Here is a 16,900-nt window from a genome sequence, read left to right on the forward strand (position 1 = left end):
TGGAGGTGGCGCGGATTCTACGCCCTGAGCGGCTCAGGGCCCTGTTCATTGCCGGCTCATTCGCCGCGTTCCAGTCGGGCGATCTCCTCGGCACGCGCGGCCAGGATCAGCGCCGCAGCGCGCTCCTGGTCCAGCCCTTCAATGCCGAAGTCCATGACCTCGTCGGCGGCCAGGTCGGACAGGTCCTCGCTGGTACGCACGCCGTGGCCGGCCAGCGCATACGCGGTGGCTTCGTCCATGCCCTTCAGGGACAGCAGGTCCTGCGCCGGCTGGCCGTCTTCAAGGCCTTCCTCGACTGCCAGGGCCTCATTGAGCAGCGCATCGCGGGCACGAGCGCGCAGCTCTTCGACGATGTCTTCGTCGAAACCTTCCACGGCCAGCAGTTCGCCGACCGGGACATATGCGATTTCCTCGACGGTGCCGAAGCCTTCGCTGACCAGGATGCCGGCGATCTCTTCGTCCACTTCCAGCTTGTCCATGAACAGCTGGCGTGCGGCGGCCTGCTCGGCCTCCGACTTGGCGGTGACCTGGTCCTGGGTCATCACGTTGAGCTGCCAGCCGGTCAGGCGGCTGGCCAGGCGCACGTTCTGGCCGCCCTTGCCGATCGCCTGGGCGAGACGGTCTTCGGCAACGGCCAGGTCCATCGAGTGCTTGTCTTCATCGACGATGATCGACTGGACTTCGGCCGGCGCCATCGCATTGATGACGAAGTTGGCCGGATTGTCGTTCCACAGCACGATGTCCACGCGCTCGCCGTTGAGCTCGTTGGACACGGCCTGCACGCGCGAACCGCGCATGCCGATGCAGGCACCGATCGGATCGGTGCGCTGGTCGTGGGCCAGCACGGCGATCTTGGCGCGATCGCCCGGATCGCGCGCACAGGCCTTGATTTCCACCAGGCCCTGGCCGACTTCCGGCACTTCCAGCTTGAACAGCTCGATCATGAATTCCGGGGCGGCGCGGCTGATGAACAGCTGCGGACCACGCGGTTCCGAACGGACCTCGGCCAGGTAGCCGCGCACGCGGTCACCGGCGCGCAGCACGTCGCGCGGGATGCCCTTGTCCTTCGGAATGAAGCCTTCGGCGTTGCCACCGAGGTCGACATAGATGTTGCCACGCTCGGCGCGCTTGACCACGCCGGTGATCAACTCACCGACACGATCCTTCCACGCGTCCACGACCTGCTGGCGCTCGGCTTCGCGCACGCGCTGGACGATGACCTGCTTGGCGGCCTGGGCAGCAATGCGGCCGAAGTCCGGGTTCTCGATCTGTTCTTCGATGTAGTCGCCGACCTCGACGCCTTCGGCTTCGTCGACGGCATCCATCAGGCGGATCTGGCGGTCGGGCGACTCCATGACCACATCATCGGCCACCACTTCCCAGCGGCGGAAGGTTTCGTAGCTGCCATCCTTGTGGTCGATGACCACGCGGGTCAGCACTTCCTCGTCGGGATAGCGCTTCTTCGCTGCCGAGGCCAGAGCGGCCTCGATGGCATCGAAGATCACTTCACGCGGCACGCCCTTCTCGTTGGCGACTGCGTCGACTACCAGCAACAGTTCCTTGCTCATTGGCTCACTCCGCGCGCGGCTTCTTTGCCGCCGGCTCGTTGGAAGAAGAATTCGTGTTCGGCTTCGGACGCTTCGGTGCCGGACCGGTCGGCTTGCTCGGGGCCAGCCCCAGCGCCACCCAGTCGGGCATGATCCGTGCCTTGTCGATGTTGTCGGCCGACACCACCACTTCGGCCTTGTCGACGATGAAGGTGATGGTGCCCGCAGCCTCGTCGGTCGCCTCGATACGCCCCTGCAGGCGACGACGGTTGTCCTGCGGCAGCTTCAGCGTGACCTTGGCCGATTCACCCTGGTGGCGAGCGAACTGCTCCAGGTTGAACAACGGGCGATCCACGCCCGGCGAGGACACTTCCAGCGTGTAATTGCCGCTGATCGGGTCTTCGACGTCCAGCTGCGCCGACACTTCGCGGCTGACCCGCTCACAGTCGTCGACATTGATGATGCGCTCGGGCTGTTCAGCCAGTGGCACGTCGATGTAAAGGCGCAGGGTCGCACCGCCGGGGGCCGGCAGATACTCAACGCCCAGCAGCTCCAGGCCCAGCGACACAACGGTCGGGGCGAGCAGATTCGCGATGTCGGTTGCCTTGTCGCTCACAGCCTGCCTTGATCTCTTGGTTGGGTGCCGGCCTTGGCCAGCGTGAAAACATGACGCCCCGGAAACGACAAAGGGCCCGCTGGGCCCCTTTTCCGGAAAGACTCCGGTGACTGGATTCCGGTTGCAACCTGCATTGCCTGCCGGTCGCGGCCCTCCTTCCGGATCCGGACTCCCGCTGGGAGGCCGCCTTCAGGGGTACTGCTAGGCCGCTGATGATAGCGGCTGCACCGCGCTGGTGCAAGGTGCGGGCCTGGGGGCAGCCCCTTTTCCGCACCGGCAGTTCGGGCATGGCTCGACTCTACAGAAACGGGCCAGCCCAAAGAAAAACGCCTTCGAAGGAGGACTTCGAAGGCGATCTCTTTACTTGGTAGCGGGGGCAGGATTTGAACCTGCGACCTTCGGGTTATGAGCCCGACGAGCTGCCAGACTGCTCCACCCCGCATCAGAAGCGGAATTATGAGCGATTGCTTCGAAACATGCAAGCATTCCCTCATTCATCAAATCGGTTGGCGCCGATCCGACGTTGGTAGCGGGGGCAGGATTTGAACCTGCGACCTTCGGGTTATGAGCCCGACGAGCTGCCAGACTGCTCCACCCCGCACCGGAAGTGTTTGAACTGCTGCCGCGCTCTCTCGATGACGGCTACCGCAACGATGTTCTGGCTGAACCGCTGCAGTGACAACTCAGGCTGCGCATATTACACGAATCGCGCAGCTTTGTGTCAATTTTTATGCAAGATGCGCAAATGCCTGCTGGCACCAGACCATGATCGGGTTCCAGGCAAGGCCCAGCGCCAGCAGTGCCAGCGCGTTCACGCCCAGCACCAGGCCCAGCACGCGGTCGTTGCTGCGCGGCATGGCCTCGCCCACCGGCTCATCGAAGTACATGACCTTGATGACGCGCAGGTAGTAGAAGCAGCCCACCACGGCGCACAGCACGCCAAGGATGGCCAGCCACAGCAGGCCGCCGTTGACGGCCGCGCCCAGCACCGCCAGCTTGGTCCAGAACCCCAGGAACGGCGGGATGCCGGCCAGCGACGCCATGATGCACAGCACCAGGCCGGCCATCCACGGATTGCGGGCGTTGAGCCCCTTGAAGTCCTCGATGTTCTCGGCTTCGAAACCGGCGCGCGACAGGGCGATGATCGCACCGAAGGCAGCGGTCGACATGATGGCGTAGGCCAGTGCGTAGAACAGCGCGGCGGCATAGCCCTGCGCGCCGCCACCGGCGATGCCCATCAGCAGGAAGCCGATGTGCGAGACGGTGGAGAACGCCAGCATTCGCTTGAGGTTGCTCTGCGCGATGGCCATCAGGTTGCCGATGACCAGCGAGACTGCGGCCAGGCCGGCAATGAGCAGCTGCAGCTCGGTCGACAGCGGCCCCACGCCCATTTCCAGCAGGCGGTAGGCCATGCCGAAGGCCGCCAGCTTCGGCGCCGAGCTGATGAACAGCGCGATCGGTGCCGGGGCACCCTGGTAGACGTCCGGCAGCCACATGTGGAACGGCGCGGCGCCCAGCTTGAAGGCGACGCCGGCGATCATGAACACCGCACCGGTGATCAGCAGCACGCGCTCTTCCGAGTGCGGGATGGCATCGCGGATGACGTCCAGGTGCAGGCTGCCGGTGGCGCCGTAGATCAGCGACATGCCGTACAGCAGCAGGCCCGAGGCCAGCGAGCCCAGCACGATGTACTTCATCGCCGCTTCCGAGGCCAGGCCGTTTTCACGGTTGCTGGCGACCAGGGCGTAGGAGCACAGCGCCAGCAGCTCCAGGCCCAGGTAGACCATCAGCAGGCTGCCGGCCGAGACCAGGATCATCATGCCGGCGGTACCGAACAGGATCAGCACCGGGATCTCGCCCTGGAACAGGTTGCGGTCACGCAGGTAGCGCCAGCCGTAGATCAGGGTCAGGCCGCTGAGCAGCACGATCCCGGTCTTCATCACGTCCGCGGCGGTATCGCGCACGAACATGCCATGGAAGACCTCCCCCTGCCCGCCCACGCCGGTGGCCAGCATGAACAGCACCACGGCCAGCGCAGCGAGCGCGAACAGGTGGGTGACGATCTTGTTCCGGTTGCTGACGAACAGGTCGAGGATCATCAGGGCGAAGGCGCTGCCGATCAGCACCAGCTCGGGAGCGAGCGGTGGCAGGTCAGCGGCGGTCAATGGCAGCAGCGGCGAGGTGGTCATCATCAAATCCTGGAATTACAGCAGCTTGCTGGATGCGATCTGCATCGCCAGCTTCGCGATCGAGGGCTCCATCAGGTCGGTCAGCGGCTTGGGGTAGATGCCCAGGGCCAGCACGCCGATGGCGAACACGCCCAGCACCAGCCATTCGCGGCCGTTGATGTCCTTCAGTTCGGCCACATGGCTGTTGGCCACTTCGCCGAAGAAGATGCGCTTGTACAGCCACAGGGTGTAGGCGGCGCCGATGATCAGGGTGGTGGCCGCGCCCAGGGCGATCCACGGATTACGCTGGAAGGCCGAGAGGATGACCATGAACTCGCCGACGAAACCGCTGGTACCCGGCAGGCCAGCATTGGCCATGAAGAACAGCATGGCGAAGGTGGCGAACCACGGCATCACGTTGACCACGCCGCCGTAATCGGCGATGCGGCGGCTGTGCATGCGGTCGTACAGCACGCCGACGCAGGAGAACATGGCGCCGGACACGAAGCCGTGCGAGATCATCTGCACCATGGCGCCCTGCAGGCCCAGGCGGGCGGCATCGGCGTTGCCGGCTTCACGCACCAGCCACAGGGCGATGAAGGTGCCGAGGGTGACAAAGCCCATGTGCGCGATCGACGAGTAGGCGATCAGCTTCTTCATGTCGTCCTGCACCAGGGCGACCAGGCCGACATAGATCACTGCGATCAGCGACAACGCGATCACCAGCCAGGCCCATTCCTGCGACGCGTCCGGAACGATCGGCAGGTTGAAGCGCAGGAAGCCGTAGCCACCGATCTTCAGGGCGATCGCGGCCAGGATCACCGAACCGGCGGTCGGCGCTTCCACGTGGGCATCCGGCAGCCAGGTGTGGACCGGGAACATCGGCACCTTGACCGCGAAGGCGATCAGGAAGGCGAAGAAGATCCAGGTCTGTTCCTTGGCCGACAGCGGCAGTGCGTACAGGTCGGCCAGCTGGAAGCTGCCGCCCTTCATGTACAGGTAGATCAGCGCCACCAGCATCAGCACGGAGCCGAGGAAGGTGTACAGGAAGAACTTCAGCGCGGCGTAGATGCGGCGCGGGCCGCCCCAGACACCGATGATCAGGAACATCGGAATCAGCATCGCTTCGAAGAACACGTAGAACAGCATCGCGTCCGTCGCAGCAAAGATGCCCACGGTGACGCCTTCCAGGATAAGGAAGGCCGCCACGTACTGGTTCACGCGCTTGTCGATGGCGCTCCAGGCGCCGATCAGGGCAAGCACGCTGACCAGGGTGGTCAGCAGGATCAGCGCCACGGCAATGCCGTCCACGCCCAGGTTGTAGCCGATCTTGTACGCCGGGATCCAGGCGTGGGTCTCGACGAACTGCAGACCGTCGACGCCCGCGTTGTAGCCGCTCAGCAGCGAGAGGCTCGCCACGAACGTCAGCACCGCTACGCCCAGCGACGCCCAGCGGGCGGTCTGCGCATCACGGATCGCAAGAATCAGGGCACCACCGATGATCGGCAGCCAGATGAGGACACTGAGTAGAGGCCAGTTCGACACGTCTTCTTATTCCGTACAGGTCATCAACGCAGGTAATGCATCAGCACGCCCAGCAGGGCAATCAGGCCGATGATCATCGCGAAGGCGTAGTGATAGAGGAAACCGGATTGGGTACGACGCAGCACGCCGGCTGCGACGTCCACAACACGTGCCGAGAGATTGACCACGCCGTCGACGATGTTGCTGTCGATCCAGCGCGAGACCTTGCCCAGCTTGACGCTGCCACCGGCAAAGCCATCGATCCACAGCTTGTCGAAGCCGTACTTGTTTTCCAGCACCGAAACCAGCGGAGCGAAGGTCTTGCGGGCCTTGCCCGACAGGTCCGGCTTCCACAGGTAGAACAGTGCGGCCAGCAGGAAGCCCGCAACGGTCAGCACGAACGCCGGCGCCATCATGCCGTGCAGCGCGAACGCGACCGGGCCATGGAACTCCTCGCCCAGGAAGCCGATGGTGTTCTTGGCCGGATCGTAGAAGTCGACGATGCCGGTGAAGAACGTATGCGCCTGTCCCTTGATGGCGTCGTGCGCGTGGTGGCCGGCCCAGTCGGTGCCATACAGCATCGGACCGATGCTGAAGAAGCCGATGGCGATCGAAGGGATGGCCAGCAGGATCAGCGGCAGGGTCACCACCCACGGGGTTTCGTGCGGCTCATGAGGACCGTGGCCATGGCCGTGGTCGTCGTGATGCGCATCGCCGTGGTGGGCGTCGGCGGCATGGTGCTCGTCATGGCCATGGCCATGCGCGTGGTCATCATGCGTGTCGCGGAATCGTTCCTTGCCATGGAAGGTCAGGAACAGCAGGCGGAAGCTGTAGAAGCTGGTGACGATCACGCCGCCCAGTACGGCCCAGTAGCCGTAGGTGGCCACCCAGTTGTTGGACAGGTGCGCGTGCAGCTCGGCCGCCTCGATGATGGTGTCCTTCGAGTAGAAGCCGGAGAAGAACGGCGTACCCACCAGCGCCAGGGTACCGATCCACATGGTGATGAAGGTGATCGGCATGTACTTGCGCAGGCCGCCCATCTTGCGCATGTCCTGCTCGTGGTGCATCGCGATGATGACCGAGCCGGCGCCCAGGAACAGCAGGGCCTTGAAGAAGGCGTGGGTCATCAGGTGGAACACGGCGGCCGAATAGGCCGACACGCCCAGTGCAACCGTCATGTAGCCCAGCTGGGACAGCGTGGAATACGCGACGACGCGCTTGATGTCGTTCTGCACGATGCCGATCAGGCCGGTGAAGAACGCGGTGGTGGCACCGATGAACAGCACGAAGTTCAGCGCGGTCTGCGACAGCTCGAACAGCGGTGACATGCGGGTGACCATGAAGATACCGGCTGTCACCATCGTCGCGGCGTGGATCAGTGCCGAGATCGGGGTCGGGCCTTCCATCGAGTCCGGCAGCCACACATGCAGCGGGACCTGGGCCGACTTGCCCATGGCACCAATGAACAGGCAGATGCAGATGACGGTGGCGATCGACCAGATCACCGGCTCGTTCAGCAGCTGCATGCCCAGGATGGTGCCGTCCCAGATCTGCAGCTGGGCGCGCGGGTCAGCCAGCATGCCGGCCTGCGAGAACACCTGCGAGTAGTCCAGGGTGCCGAACACCCACAGCACGCCGGCGATGCCCAGCAGGAAGCCGAAGTCACCGACGCGGTTGACCAGGAACGCCTTCATGTTGGCGAAGATCGCGGTCGGGCGCTTGAACCAGAAGCCGATCAGCAGGTACGACACCAGGCCCACCGCTTCCCAGCCGAAGAACAGCTGCAGGAAATTGTTGCTCATCACCAGGGTGAGCATCGAGAAGGTGAACAGCGAGATGTAGCTGAAGAACCGCTGGTAGCCCGGGTCGTCCTGCATGTAGCCGATCGTGTAGATGTGGACCAGCAGCGACACGAAGGTCACCACTACCATCATCATCGCGGTCAGCTTGTCGACCATGAAGCCGACGTGCGCCGAATACTGGCCGACTTCAAAGAACGTGTAGATGTTCTGGTTGAACGGCTGCGCGCCGCCCCACATCAACTGGTAGAACGTGTACATCGACAGGCCGCAGGCCACCGCGACGCCGAGGATGGTGATGGTCTGCGCGCCGAAGCGCTTGACCTGGCGACCGAACAGGCCGGCGATGATGCTGCCGAACAGCGGTGCGAGCACCACTGCGATCAACAGACTCTTGGAGAGAGTGATTTCCATCTGTGGATCAGCCCTTCAACGAATCGACTTCGCCGACATTGATCGTGCGGCGGGTACGGAACAGGGTCACCAGGATCGCCAGGCCGATGGCGGCTTCCGCGGCGGCGACGGTCAGGATGAAGAACACGAACAGCTGGCCGGACGGATCGCCCAGCTGGCGCGAGAAGCCGACGAAGTTGATGTTCACCGACAGCAGCATCAGTTCGATCGACATCAGCAGGACGATGACGTTCTTCCGGTTGAGGAAGATGCCGGCCAGGCTGATGGCGAACAGCACCGCGCCAAGCGCAAGGATGTGGCCAAGGGTAATCACGGCTGGGTCTCCTCGCCGGTGGCCGGCTTGCTGTTGCTGTGCACGACCGGGGCCTCGGCACCCATCTTGACCATGCGCAGACGCTGGCCGGCCTTGACCATGGTCTGCTCACCCGGGTTCTGGCTCTTGACGCCGGTGCGGCGACGCAGGGTCAGCATCACGGCAGCAACCACGGCCACGGTCAGGATGACGGCGGCGAACTCGAACGGAAGCAGGTACTCGGTGAACAACGTGCGCGCCAGCCAGGTGATGTTGGACGTGTCGGCGGCGACCGCAGCGGCGTTGTCGGCCGGGAACGGCGTGGCCGAACGCGCCTTGACGCCGATCAGGATCAGCATCTGCACCAGCATCGCGACGGCGACGATGAGGCCGACCGGCAGGTAGCGCACCCAGCCCTCACGCAGCTTGGTGGGGTCGATGTCCAGCATCATCACCACGAACAGGAACAGCACCATCACCGCGCCGACGTAGACCAGCACCAGCGCCACACCGAGGAACTCGGCGCCCACCAGCAGCCACACGCAGGCAATGGAGAAGAAGGTCAGCACCAGGCAGAGCACGGCGTGAACCGGGTTGCGCACGCTGATCACCGCACCGGCCGAAACCGTTGCCGCGATGGCGAACACCCAGAAAGCGATATTTACCCAATCCATCTCTCGACCTCAGCGGTAAGCGGCATCGGCGGCACGACGCTCGGCGATCTCGTTTTCGAGACGGTCGCCCAGGGCCAGCAGCTGCGGCTTGGTAACGATGTTTTCGCCACGATTCTCGAAGTGGTACTCGAGGATGTGGGTTTCGACGATCGAGTCCACCGGGCAGCTTTCCTCGCAGAAGCCGCAGAAGATGCACTTGAACAGGTCGATGTCGTAGCGCGTGGTGCGGCGGGTTCCGTCCTCACGCTTGGCCGAGTCGATGGTGATGGCCAGCGCCGGGCACACCGCTTCGCACAGCTTGCAGGCAATGCAGCGCTCTTCGCCGTTGGGGTAACGGCGCAGCGCGTGCAGGCCACGGAAGCGCGGCGACTGCGGGAACTTCTCCATCGGGTACATCATCGTGTACTTCGGCTTGAAGCTGTACTTCAGCGTCAGCCAGAGGCCCGCCAGCAGTTCGAGCAGCAGCAGGCTCTTGAAGTAATGGGTAATCCTGTTCATCACTTTAGACGCCCTTTTGAATCACGCCGAAGAACACCATGACGGCGGTAACCGCGATCCACAGAATGGCCAGCGGGATGAAGACCTTCCAGCCCAGGCGCATGATCTGGTCGTAGCGGAAGCGCGGGAAGCTGGCACGGAACCAGATGTAGGCACTGGCGAAGAAGAACACCTTGACGAACAGCCACGGCGCGCCGCCCTTCCAGACCCAGTCGACCAGCGGCGAGACATCGCCGAAGTTGACCCAGCCCTGGACCGGGCTCAGCCAGCCGCCGAGGAAGAAGATCGAGATCAGGAAGCTGATCAGGATCATGTTCGCGTATTCGGCCAGGAAGAACAGGGCGAACGCGCCGCCGGAGTACTCGACCATGTGGCCGGCGACGATTTCCGATTCGCCTTCCACCACGTCGAACGGCGCGCGGTTGGTTTCAGCCACGCCCGACACCCAGTAGATGACGAACAGCGGGAACAAAGGCAGCAGGAACCAGTCGAAGAAGCCGGAACTGCCGGCCTGCGCCATCACGATGTTGCTCAGGTTCAGGCTGCCCGAGGCGATCATCACGCCGACCAGGGCAAAGCCCATGGCGATTTCGTAGCTGATCATCTGTGCCGAGGCGCGCATCGCACCCAGGAACGCGTACTTCGAGTTGGACGCCCAGCCGGCCAGGATGATGCCGTAGATGCCCAGCGAGGTCATCGCCAGCAGGTACAGCAGGCCGGCGTTGGCGTTGGACAGCACGATCTGCGAATCGAAGGGGACCACCGACCAGGCCGCGAAGGCCGGGGCCAGGGTGATCAGCGGGGCCAGCAGGTAGATCGCCTTGTTGGCGCTGCTCGGCTGGACCACTTCCTTGAACAGCAGCTTGAAGACGTCGGCGAAGGCCTGGAAGATGCCCATGCCGACATACATCGGGCCGTGGCGGACGTGCATCCAGCCGATCAGCTTGCGTTCCCAGACCACGTAGAAGGCCACCGAGATGATCACCGGAACGGCGATCACCAGGATCTTCAGGATGATCCAGATCAGCGCGCCGATGTCACCGAGGCCCAGCAGCCACTGGTGCAGCGGGTCGACCGCGTTCAACAGCAATTCGTTCATGCAGCCACCACCGATACGCGAGCGGCACCCAGCGGCGCGGTCGCGCCGTGGCCCGATTCAATCCAGACCGAACCCGCTGCGACGCGGGCGTCGACCACCACCGGCAGGGTGGCCTTGCCGGCATCGGTGCCGACCTTGGCCATCTGCCCTTCCTGCAGCTGCAGGCGAGCGGCATCTTCAGCGTTCAGCACGATGCGCGGGGCGTTGCTGAGCGGATGCGACTGCAGCGCCGGCGCGCGACGGACCACCGCATCGGTGCGGTAGATCGCGGCGGTCGAAGCCACTTCCAGGCCTTCACCGGCAACCGCCGGCTGTGCCGAAGCGGCAATACTGACCGACACAGGGGCCAGGCTGGCACGCAGTCCGGCCAGGTCGGTGAAGTCGAAACCGGCCAGCGCCATGTCGCCGCCCAGGGCGCGCAGCACGCGCCAGCCTTCACGGGCCTCGCCCGGCAGCTTGCCGCCGGCACGGGCCGACTGCTCGCGACCGTCGAGGTTGGTAAGGGTGGCATCGATTTCCGGCAGCGCACCGATCGGCAGGATCACGTCTGCAACGTCGCGGGTCGAGGCGCAGGCGAAGTGGCTGAACGCCACCACCTGGGCACCCACCAGCGCCTTGCGCGCGGCCGGTGCATCGGCGAAGTCCAGGCCCGGCTCCAGCCCGTACACCACGTAGGCCTGGCGCGGCTGCGCCAGCATCGCGGCGACGTCCTTGCCGGCCGGCAGCACGCCGGCGCGGGTCAGGCCCACGGCGTTGGCGCCCTGCGGGATGCGGCACAGCTTGGCACCGGTCGCTGCGGCGAAGTCACGCGCCGCGGCGCGGATCGCGGCAGCCTGCGGGTGATTCTCGGCGATGCCACCGACGATCAGTACGGTGTTGTTGCCGCCCTGCACTGCCGAACGCAGCTCGCTGCTGGCCAGCGCATCGACGAACTTGGACGGTGCGACGATCTGCTTGCCGGCAATGCTGAAGGCAAAGTCGAAGTCCACCGGATTGATGACGTGGATCTTCGCGCCCTTGGTGGTCTGCGCCTTGCGCAGGCGGGCGTGCAGCAGCGGCAGTTCGTGGCGGATGTTGCTGCCCAGGACGACGATGCGGTCGGCGCCTTCGATCTCGGCCAGCGGCAGGCCGAACACTTCGGCGGTTGCGGCGTCGGAGAAATCGCGGTTGTTGATGCGGTGGTCGATGTTGCCCGAGCCCAGGCCCTTGGCCAGGCGAGCCAGCAGCGCACCCTCCTCGTTCGAGGTCGACGGATGCACCAGCACGCCCAGGTTGTCGCCCTGGTTCGCCTTGAGGATCTCGGCGGCTGCGGCCAGGCCTTCGGCCCAGCTCACTTCCTTCCACTCGCCATTGACCTTGCGCAGCGGCTTGACCGCGCGGTCTTCGCTGTACAGGCCCTGGTGCGAGTAGCGGTCGCGGTCGGACAGCCAGCACTCGTTCACCGCTTCGTTGTCGCGCGGCACGGTGCGCAGCACTTCGCCGCGACGCACGTGCAGGAACAGGTTCGAACCCATCGCGTCGTGGTAGCCCAGCGACTCGCGCGCGGTCAGCTCCCACGGGCGGGCGCGGAACTGGAACACCTTGTTGGTCAGCGCGCCGACCGGGCAGACGTCGACGACGTTGCCCGACAGCTCGGTGGTCAGCGGCTTGCCGTCGAAGGTGCCGATCTGCAGGTTCTCACCGCGGTACATGCCACCCAGTTCGTAGGTACCGGCAACGTCGGCGGTGAAGCGGACGCAGCGGGTGCACTGGATGCAACGGGTCATCTCGGTGGCCACCAGCGGCCCCATGTCCTCGTCCGGCACCACGCGCTTGCGCTCGTTGAAACGGCTGACCGAACGGCCATAGCCCAACGATACGTCCTGCAGCTCGCACTCGCCGCCCTGATCGCAGATCGGGCAGTCCAGCGGATGGTTGATGAGCAGGAACTCCATCACCGAGCGCTGGAACTTCAGTGCCTTCTCACTGCGGGTGGCGACCTTCATGCCGTCCATCACCGGGGTAGCGCAGGCCGGCGCCGGCTTCGGCGACTTCTCCACGTCCACCAGGCACATGCGGCAGTTGGCGGCGATCGGCAGCTTCTCGTGGTAGCAGAAGCGCGGAATCGGAATGCCGGCCTTATCGGCCGCCTGGATGATCATCGAACCCTTGGGCACGACCAGCGACTTGCCATCGATCTCGATGGTCACGTGGTCTGGTGGCACGTTCGGGTTTACGGGTTGCGCGCTCATGCGGCGGCTGCCTCCACCTTCTTGCCGTCAACCATCGAATGACCGTTGACGATGTAGTACTCGAATTCGTCCCAGAACTGGCGCAGGAAGCCCTGGATGGGCCATGCAGCCGCTTCACCGAACGCACAGATGGTGTGGCCTTCGATCTGGCCGGCCACCGCCTTCAGCTGGTGCAGGTCATCCATCGTGGCCTTGCCGGCGACGATGCGCTCCAGCACGCGGTGCATCCAGCCGGTACCTTCACGGCACGGCGTGCACTGGCCGCACGATTCCTTGTGGAAGAACTGGCTGATGCGGCAGGCGAACTTGACGCAGCAGACGCTGTCGTCGAGCACCACGATGGCCCCCGAACCCAGGCCGGAGCCCAGCGCACGGATGGTGTCGTAGTCCATCGGCAGGCCCTTCAGCTCGGCCGCGGTCAGCACCGGCATCGACACGCCGCCCGGAATCGCGCCCTTGAGCTTGCGGCCCGGACGCAGGCCACCGGCCATTTCCAGCAGGTCGTCGAAGGTGGTGCCTAGCGGCACTTCAAAGTTGCCGCCGTTCTGCACGCAGCCGGACACCGAGAAGCACTTCGGGCCGCCGTTGGCGGTCAGGCTCAGGCCCTTGAACCACTCCGGGCCGTTGCGGATGATCGCCGGCACCGAACCGTAGGTTTCGGTGTTGTTGATCGTCGACGGCTTGCCGTAGAGGCCGAAGTTTGCCGGGAACGGCGGCTTGTAGCGCGGCTGGCCCTTCTTGCCTTCCAGCGATTCCATCAGCGCGGTTTCTTCACCGCAGATGTAGGCGCCGGCGCCCAGCGCACCGTAGATGTCGATGTCCACGCCGCTGCCGAGGATGTTCTTGCCCAGCCAGCCGTTCGCATAGGCGTCGGCCAGGGCCTGCTCGAAGTGCTCGAACGGCTCGTGGTGGAATTCACCGCGCAGGTAGTTGTAGCCCACGGTCGAACCAGTGGCGTAGCAGGCGATCGCCATGCCCTCCACCACCGAGTGCGGGTTGTAGCGCAGGATGTCGCGGTCCTTGCAGGTGCCCGGCTCGGATTCGTCCGAGTTGCAGAGGATGTACTTCTGCATGTTGCCCTTGGGCATGAAGGACCACTTCAGGCCGGTCGGGAAGCCTGCGCCACCGCGGCCGCGCAGGCCCGAGGCCTTGACCATCTCGATGACCTGCTCCGGCGGGATCTTCTCTTCGAGGATCTTGCGCAGGGCGGCGTAACCACCGGTCTTCAGGTAGCTTTCGTACGACCACGGGGTGTCGTAATGCAGGGTGGTGTAGACCACCTGGTGCGGCAGCGGCGCGGGGCCGACCGGACCCTTGGATTCGTGGTGATGTGCCATGCCCTTACTCCAGCCCGTCCAGCAGCTCGTCGACCTTTTCCAGGGTCAGACGCTCATGGTAGTGACCGTTGATGACCATCATCGGTGCGCCGCCGCAGCCGGCCAGGCACTCTTCCTCGCGCTTGAGGTAGACGCGGCCATCCGGGGTCGATTCACCGTGCTTGATGCCCAGTTTCTTCTCGCAGTGGCGCACGATGTCTTCGGCGCCATTGAGCCAGCAGCTGATGTTGGTGCAGATGGCCACGTTGTTGCGGCCCACCTTCTCGGTCTCGAACATCGAGTAGAAGCTGGCGACCTCGTAGGCCCAGACCGGCGGCAGGTCCAGGTACTTGGCCACGGCGGCGATCAGCTCGTCGGTCAGCCAGCCCTGGTTCTGCTCCTGGGCCGCATGCAGGCCCTGCAGCACGGCAGAGCGCTTGCGATCCGGCGGGAACTTGGACAGCCAGTGATCGATGTGAGCGCGGGTCTTGTCGCTCAGCACCACCATCGGGTCGACGTCGCGCGCCGCCTCGAAATTACCTGTCGCCTTCATCGGCCGACCTCAGCGAAATGCATAACGTGAAATTCCAGAAACTGCGGCGCCGGCTTGCGCCGGCTGCCTGCAGCGGGCGTTGGCGTAGCGGACGGCATTACCGGTCAACCTCGCCGAACACCAGGTCGTAGGTACCGATCATCGCCACCACGTCGGCCAGCATGTGGCCGCGCACGACCGAATCGATCGAGGACAGATGGGCGAAGCCCGGCGCGCGCAGGTGCACGCGGAACGGCTTGTTGGCGCCATCGGAGACCAGGTAGCAGCCGAACTCGCCCTTCGGGGCCTCCACCGCCGAGTAGGTCTCGCCGGCCGGTACGCAGTAGCCTTCGCTGAACAGCTTGAAGTGGTGGATCAGCGCTTCCATGTCGTCCTTCATGTCCTCGCGCCTGGGCGGAGCGACCTTGAAGTTCTTCACCATCACCGGGCCCGGGTTGGCCTTCAGCCACGCCACGCACTGCTTGATGATGCGGTTGGATTCGCGCATTTCGGCAACGCGGACCAGGTAGCGGTCGTAGCAGTCACCTTCCTTGCCCAGCGGGATGTCGAAATCGACGGCATCGTACTTGGCGTACGGACGCTTCTTGCGCAGGTCCCAGGCAATGCCCGAGCCGCGCAGCATCACGCCGGTCATGCCCCACTGATGGGCCAGCTCGGGAGTGACCACGCCGATGCCGACGGTACGCTGCTTCCAGATACGGTTGTCGGTCAGCAGGGTTTCGTATTCGTCGATGCGCTTGGGGAACTCGACGGTGAAGTTCTCCAGGAAGTCCAGCAGCGAGCCTTCGCGCGAAGCATTGAGCTGCTTCAGCGCCTTGCCCTTGTGCCAGCGCGATTCCTTGTACTTCGGCATGTGGTCCGGCAGGTCGCGGTAGACACCGCCCGGACGGTAGTACGCCGCGTGCATGCGCGCGCCGGAAACCGCTTCGTAGCAGTCCATCAGCTCTTCGCGTTCGCGGAAGGCGTACAGCATCACCGCCATCGCGCCCAGGTCGAGCGCGTTGGAGCCCAGCCACATCAGGTGGTTGAGGATGCGGGTGATTTCATCGTACATGGTGCGGATGTACTGGGCACGCTCCGGCGCCTCGATGCCCATCAGGGTCTCGATCGCGCGCACGTAGGCGTGCTCGTTGCACATCATCGACACGTAATCCAGGCGATCCATGTAGCCGATCGACTGGTTGAACGGCTTGGACTCGGCCAGCTTTTCGGTACCACGGTGCAGCAGACCCACGTGCGGGTCGGCGCGCATGATGGTTTCACCGTCCATTTCCAGGATCAGGCGCAGCACACCGTGAGCGGCCGGATGCTGCGGGCCGAAGTTCATGGTGTAGTTGCGGATTTCCTGCCGGCTTTCGGCGGCGTTGCTGGCGAACGCTTCGCCAGCCTGGTGTACGTGGCTCACTTCACTGCCTCCTGCGCGCGCTCACCTTCTGCGGTCTGCAGACGGGCGTCGTCGCGGATCACGCGCGGCACGCCGACACGCGGCTCCACCGAGGTGACCGGTTCGTAGATCACGCGCTTCTTTTCTTCGTCGTAGCGGACTTCGACATTGCCGATCAGCGGGAAATCCTTGCGGAACGGATGGCCGACGAAACCGTAGTCGGTCAGGATCCGGCGCAGGTCCGGGTGGCCTTCGAAGATCACGCCGTACAGATCGAACGCTTCGCGCTCGAACCAGTTCAGGCCCGGCCAGATGCCGGTCAGCGAGGACACCACCGGCAGCGCTTCGTCAGGGGCGAAGCAGCGCAGGTGCATCATCAGGTTGTGCTGGTACGAACGCAGCTGGGCGACCACGGCGAAGCGCTGGGTCGGCATGTGCTGCGGGCGGGCACCGTCGGCACCGTTTTCCTCGGTGGGGAACTCGCCCCACGCGAAGCGGCCCTGGGCCTTGCCTTCGACGCCACGGCTGAAGCCCTGCGAGGACACATCGGCGGTGTCCCACTCGTCGGAGCCGTAGCCGAGGTAGTCGACGCCGCACAGATCCACGGCCTGCTCGAAACCAAACTCGTCACGCAGCGCCAGGGCGGTGGCGTGCCACTCGGCGGCAGGCACTTCCAGCGTCACTTCGCCGCGGGGTTCGACCACGATGACCTTCGCACCAGCGAAACGTGCGGACAGTCGGTCGATGAAGGATGCTTGCTCTGCCATGGGGGCTTGGCGCGCTCT

14 protein-coding genes and 2 tRNA genes are annotated in these 16,900 nt (G+C 64.6%); all 16 read right to left on the reverse strand.

Translation table 11 applies throughout. The annotated features are described in order from the left end of the window. Nucleotides 1–56 precede the first annotated feature (56 nt). On the reverse strand, nt 57–1,568 hold the full coding sequence (gene nusA, locus AC5P6A_RS14300; protein ID WP_019660577.1) for a transcription termination factor NusA: 1,512 nt from the start codon (nt 1,566–1,568) through the stop codon (nt 57–59). A gap of 4 nt (nt 1,569–1,572) precedes the next feature. Next, nucleotides 1,573–2,163, reverse strand: coding sequence for a ribosome maturation factor RimP (rimP, locus tag AC5P6A_RS14305; RefSeq protein WP_019660578.1), 591 nt, complete (start codon nt 2,161–2,163; stop codon nt 1,573–1,575). Between the two features lie 365 nt (nt 2,164–2,528). Continuing rightward, nucleotides 2,529–2,605 (reverse strand) — tRNA-Met (locus AC5P6A_RS14310). 82 nt (nt 2,606–2,687) lie between these two features. Then, nucleotides 2,688–2,764 (reverse strand) — tRNA-Met (locus AC5P6A_RS14315). A 127-nt stretch (nt 2,765–2,891) separates the two neighbouring features. Continuing rightward, nucleotides 2,892–4,352 (reverse strand): NADH-quinone oxidoreductase subunit NuoN, encoded by a 1,461-nt coding sequence (gene nuoN, locus AC5P6A_RS14320; RefSeq protein WP_019660579.1) that lies wholly within the window; start codon nt 4,350–4,352, stop codon nt 2,892–2,894. Between the two features lie 15 nt (nt 4,353–4,367). Beyond that, nucleotides 4,368–5,876, reverse strand: coding sequence for an NADH-quinone oxidoreductase subunit M (locus AC5P6A_RS14325; protein ID WP_019660580.1), 1,509 nt, complete (start codon nt 5,874–5,876; stop codon nt 4,368–4,370). A gap of 23 nt (nt 5,877–5,899) precedes the next feature. Next, the gene (nuoL, locus tag AC5P6A_RS14330; protein ID WP_019660581.1) at nt 5,900–8,068 is read right to left on the reverse strand and encodes an NADH-quinone oxidoreductase subunit L; all 2,169 of its coding nucleotides are present in this window, start codon (nt 8,066–8,068) and stop codon (nt 5,900–5,902) included. Between the two features lie 7 nt (nt 8,069–8,075). Beyond that, a complete protein-coding gene (gene nuoK / locus AC5P6A_RS14335) occupies nt 8,076–8,381 on the reverse strand; it encodes an NADH-quinone oxidoreductase subunit NuoK (protein ID WP_005417921.1) in 306 nt (101 codons plus the stop codon). Further along, entirely contained in the window at nt 8,378–9,034 is a 657-nt protein-coding gene (locus tag AC5P6A_RS14340; protein WP_019660582.1) for an NADH-quinone oxidoreductase subunit J, read from the reverse strand. The genes nuoK and AC5P6A_RS14340 overlap by 4 nt, the downstream gene beginning before the upstream one ends. Nucleotides 9,035–9,043: 9 nt before the next feature. Further along, on the reverse strand, nt 9,044–9,532 hold the full coding sequence (nuoI, locus tag AC5P6A_RS14345; RefSeq protein WP_005410456.1) for an NADH-quinone oxidoreductase subunit NuoI: 489 nt from the start codon (nt 9,530–9,532) through the stop codon (nt 9,044–9,046). Nucleotides 9,533–9,536: 4 nt separating this feature from the next. Further along, entirely contained in the window at nt 9,537–10,631 is a 1,095-nt protein-coding gene (nuoH, locus tag AC5P6A_RS14350; RefSeq protein ID WP_058982298.1) for an NADH-quinone oxidoreductase subunit NuoH, read from the reverse strand. Next, nucleotides 10,628–12,862, reverse strand: coding sequence for an NADH-quinone oxidoreductase subunit NuoG (gene nuoG / locus AC5P6A_RS14355; RefSeq protein WP_134729864.1), 2,235 nt, complete (start codon nt 12,860–12,862; stop codon nt 10,628–10,630). Before nuoG ends, nuoH begins: the two co-directional genes overlap by 4 nt. Continuing rightward, a complete protein-coding gene (gene nuoF, locus AC5P6A_RS14360; protein WP_180876558.1) occupies nt 12,859–14,199 on the reverse strand; it encodes an NADH-quinone oxidoreductase subunit NuoF in 1,341 nt (446 codons plus the stop codon). Before nuoF ends, nuoG begins: the two co-directional genes overlap by 4 nt. 4 nt (nt 14,200–14,203) lie before the next feature. Then, on the reverse strand, nt 14,204–14,731 hold the full coding sequence (nuoE, locus tag AC5P6A_RS14365; RefSeq protein ID WP_014647867.1) for an NADH-quinone oxidoreductase subunit NuoE: 528 nt from the start codon (nt 14,729–14,731) through the stop codon (nt 14,204–14,206). 97 nt (nt 14,732–14,828) lie between these two features. After that, nucleotides 14,829–16,136 (reverse strand): NADH-quinone oxidoreductase subunit D, encoded by a 1,308-nt coding sequence (locus AC5P6A_RS14370; RefSeq protein WP_005417935.1) that lies wholly within the window; start codon nt 16,134–16,136, stop codon nt 14,829–14,831. Further along, nucleotides 16,133–16,882 (reverse strand): NADH-quinone oxidoreductase subunit C, encoded by a 750-nt coding sequence (locus tag AC5P6A_RS14375; RefSeq protein WP_005410462.1) that lies wholly within the window; start codon nt 16,880–16,882, stop codon nt 16,133–16,135. The genes AC5P6A_RS14370 and AC5P6A_RS14375 overlap by 4 nt, the downstream gene beginning before the upstream one ends. Nucleotides 16,883–16,900 lie beyond the last annotated feature (18 nt).

The organism is Stenotrophomonas sp. YJH_SMC_20 (assembly GCF_059367845.1).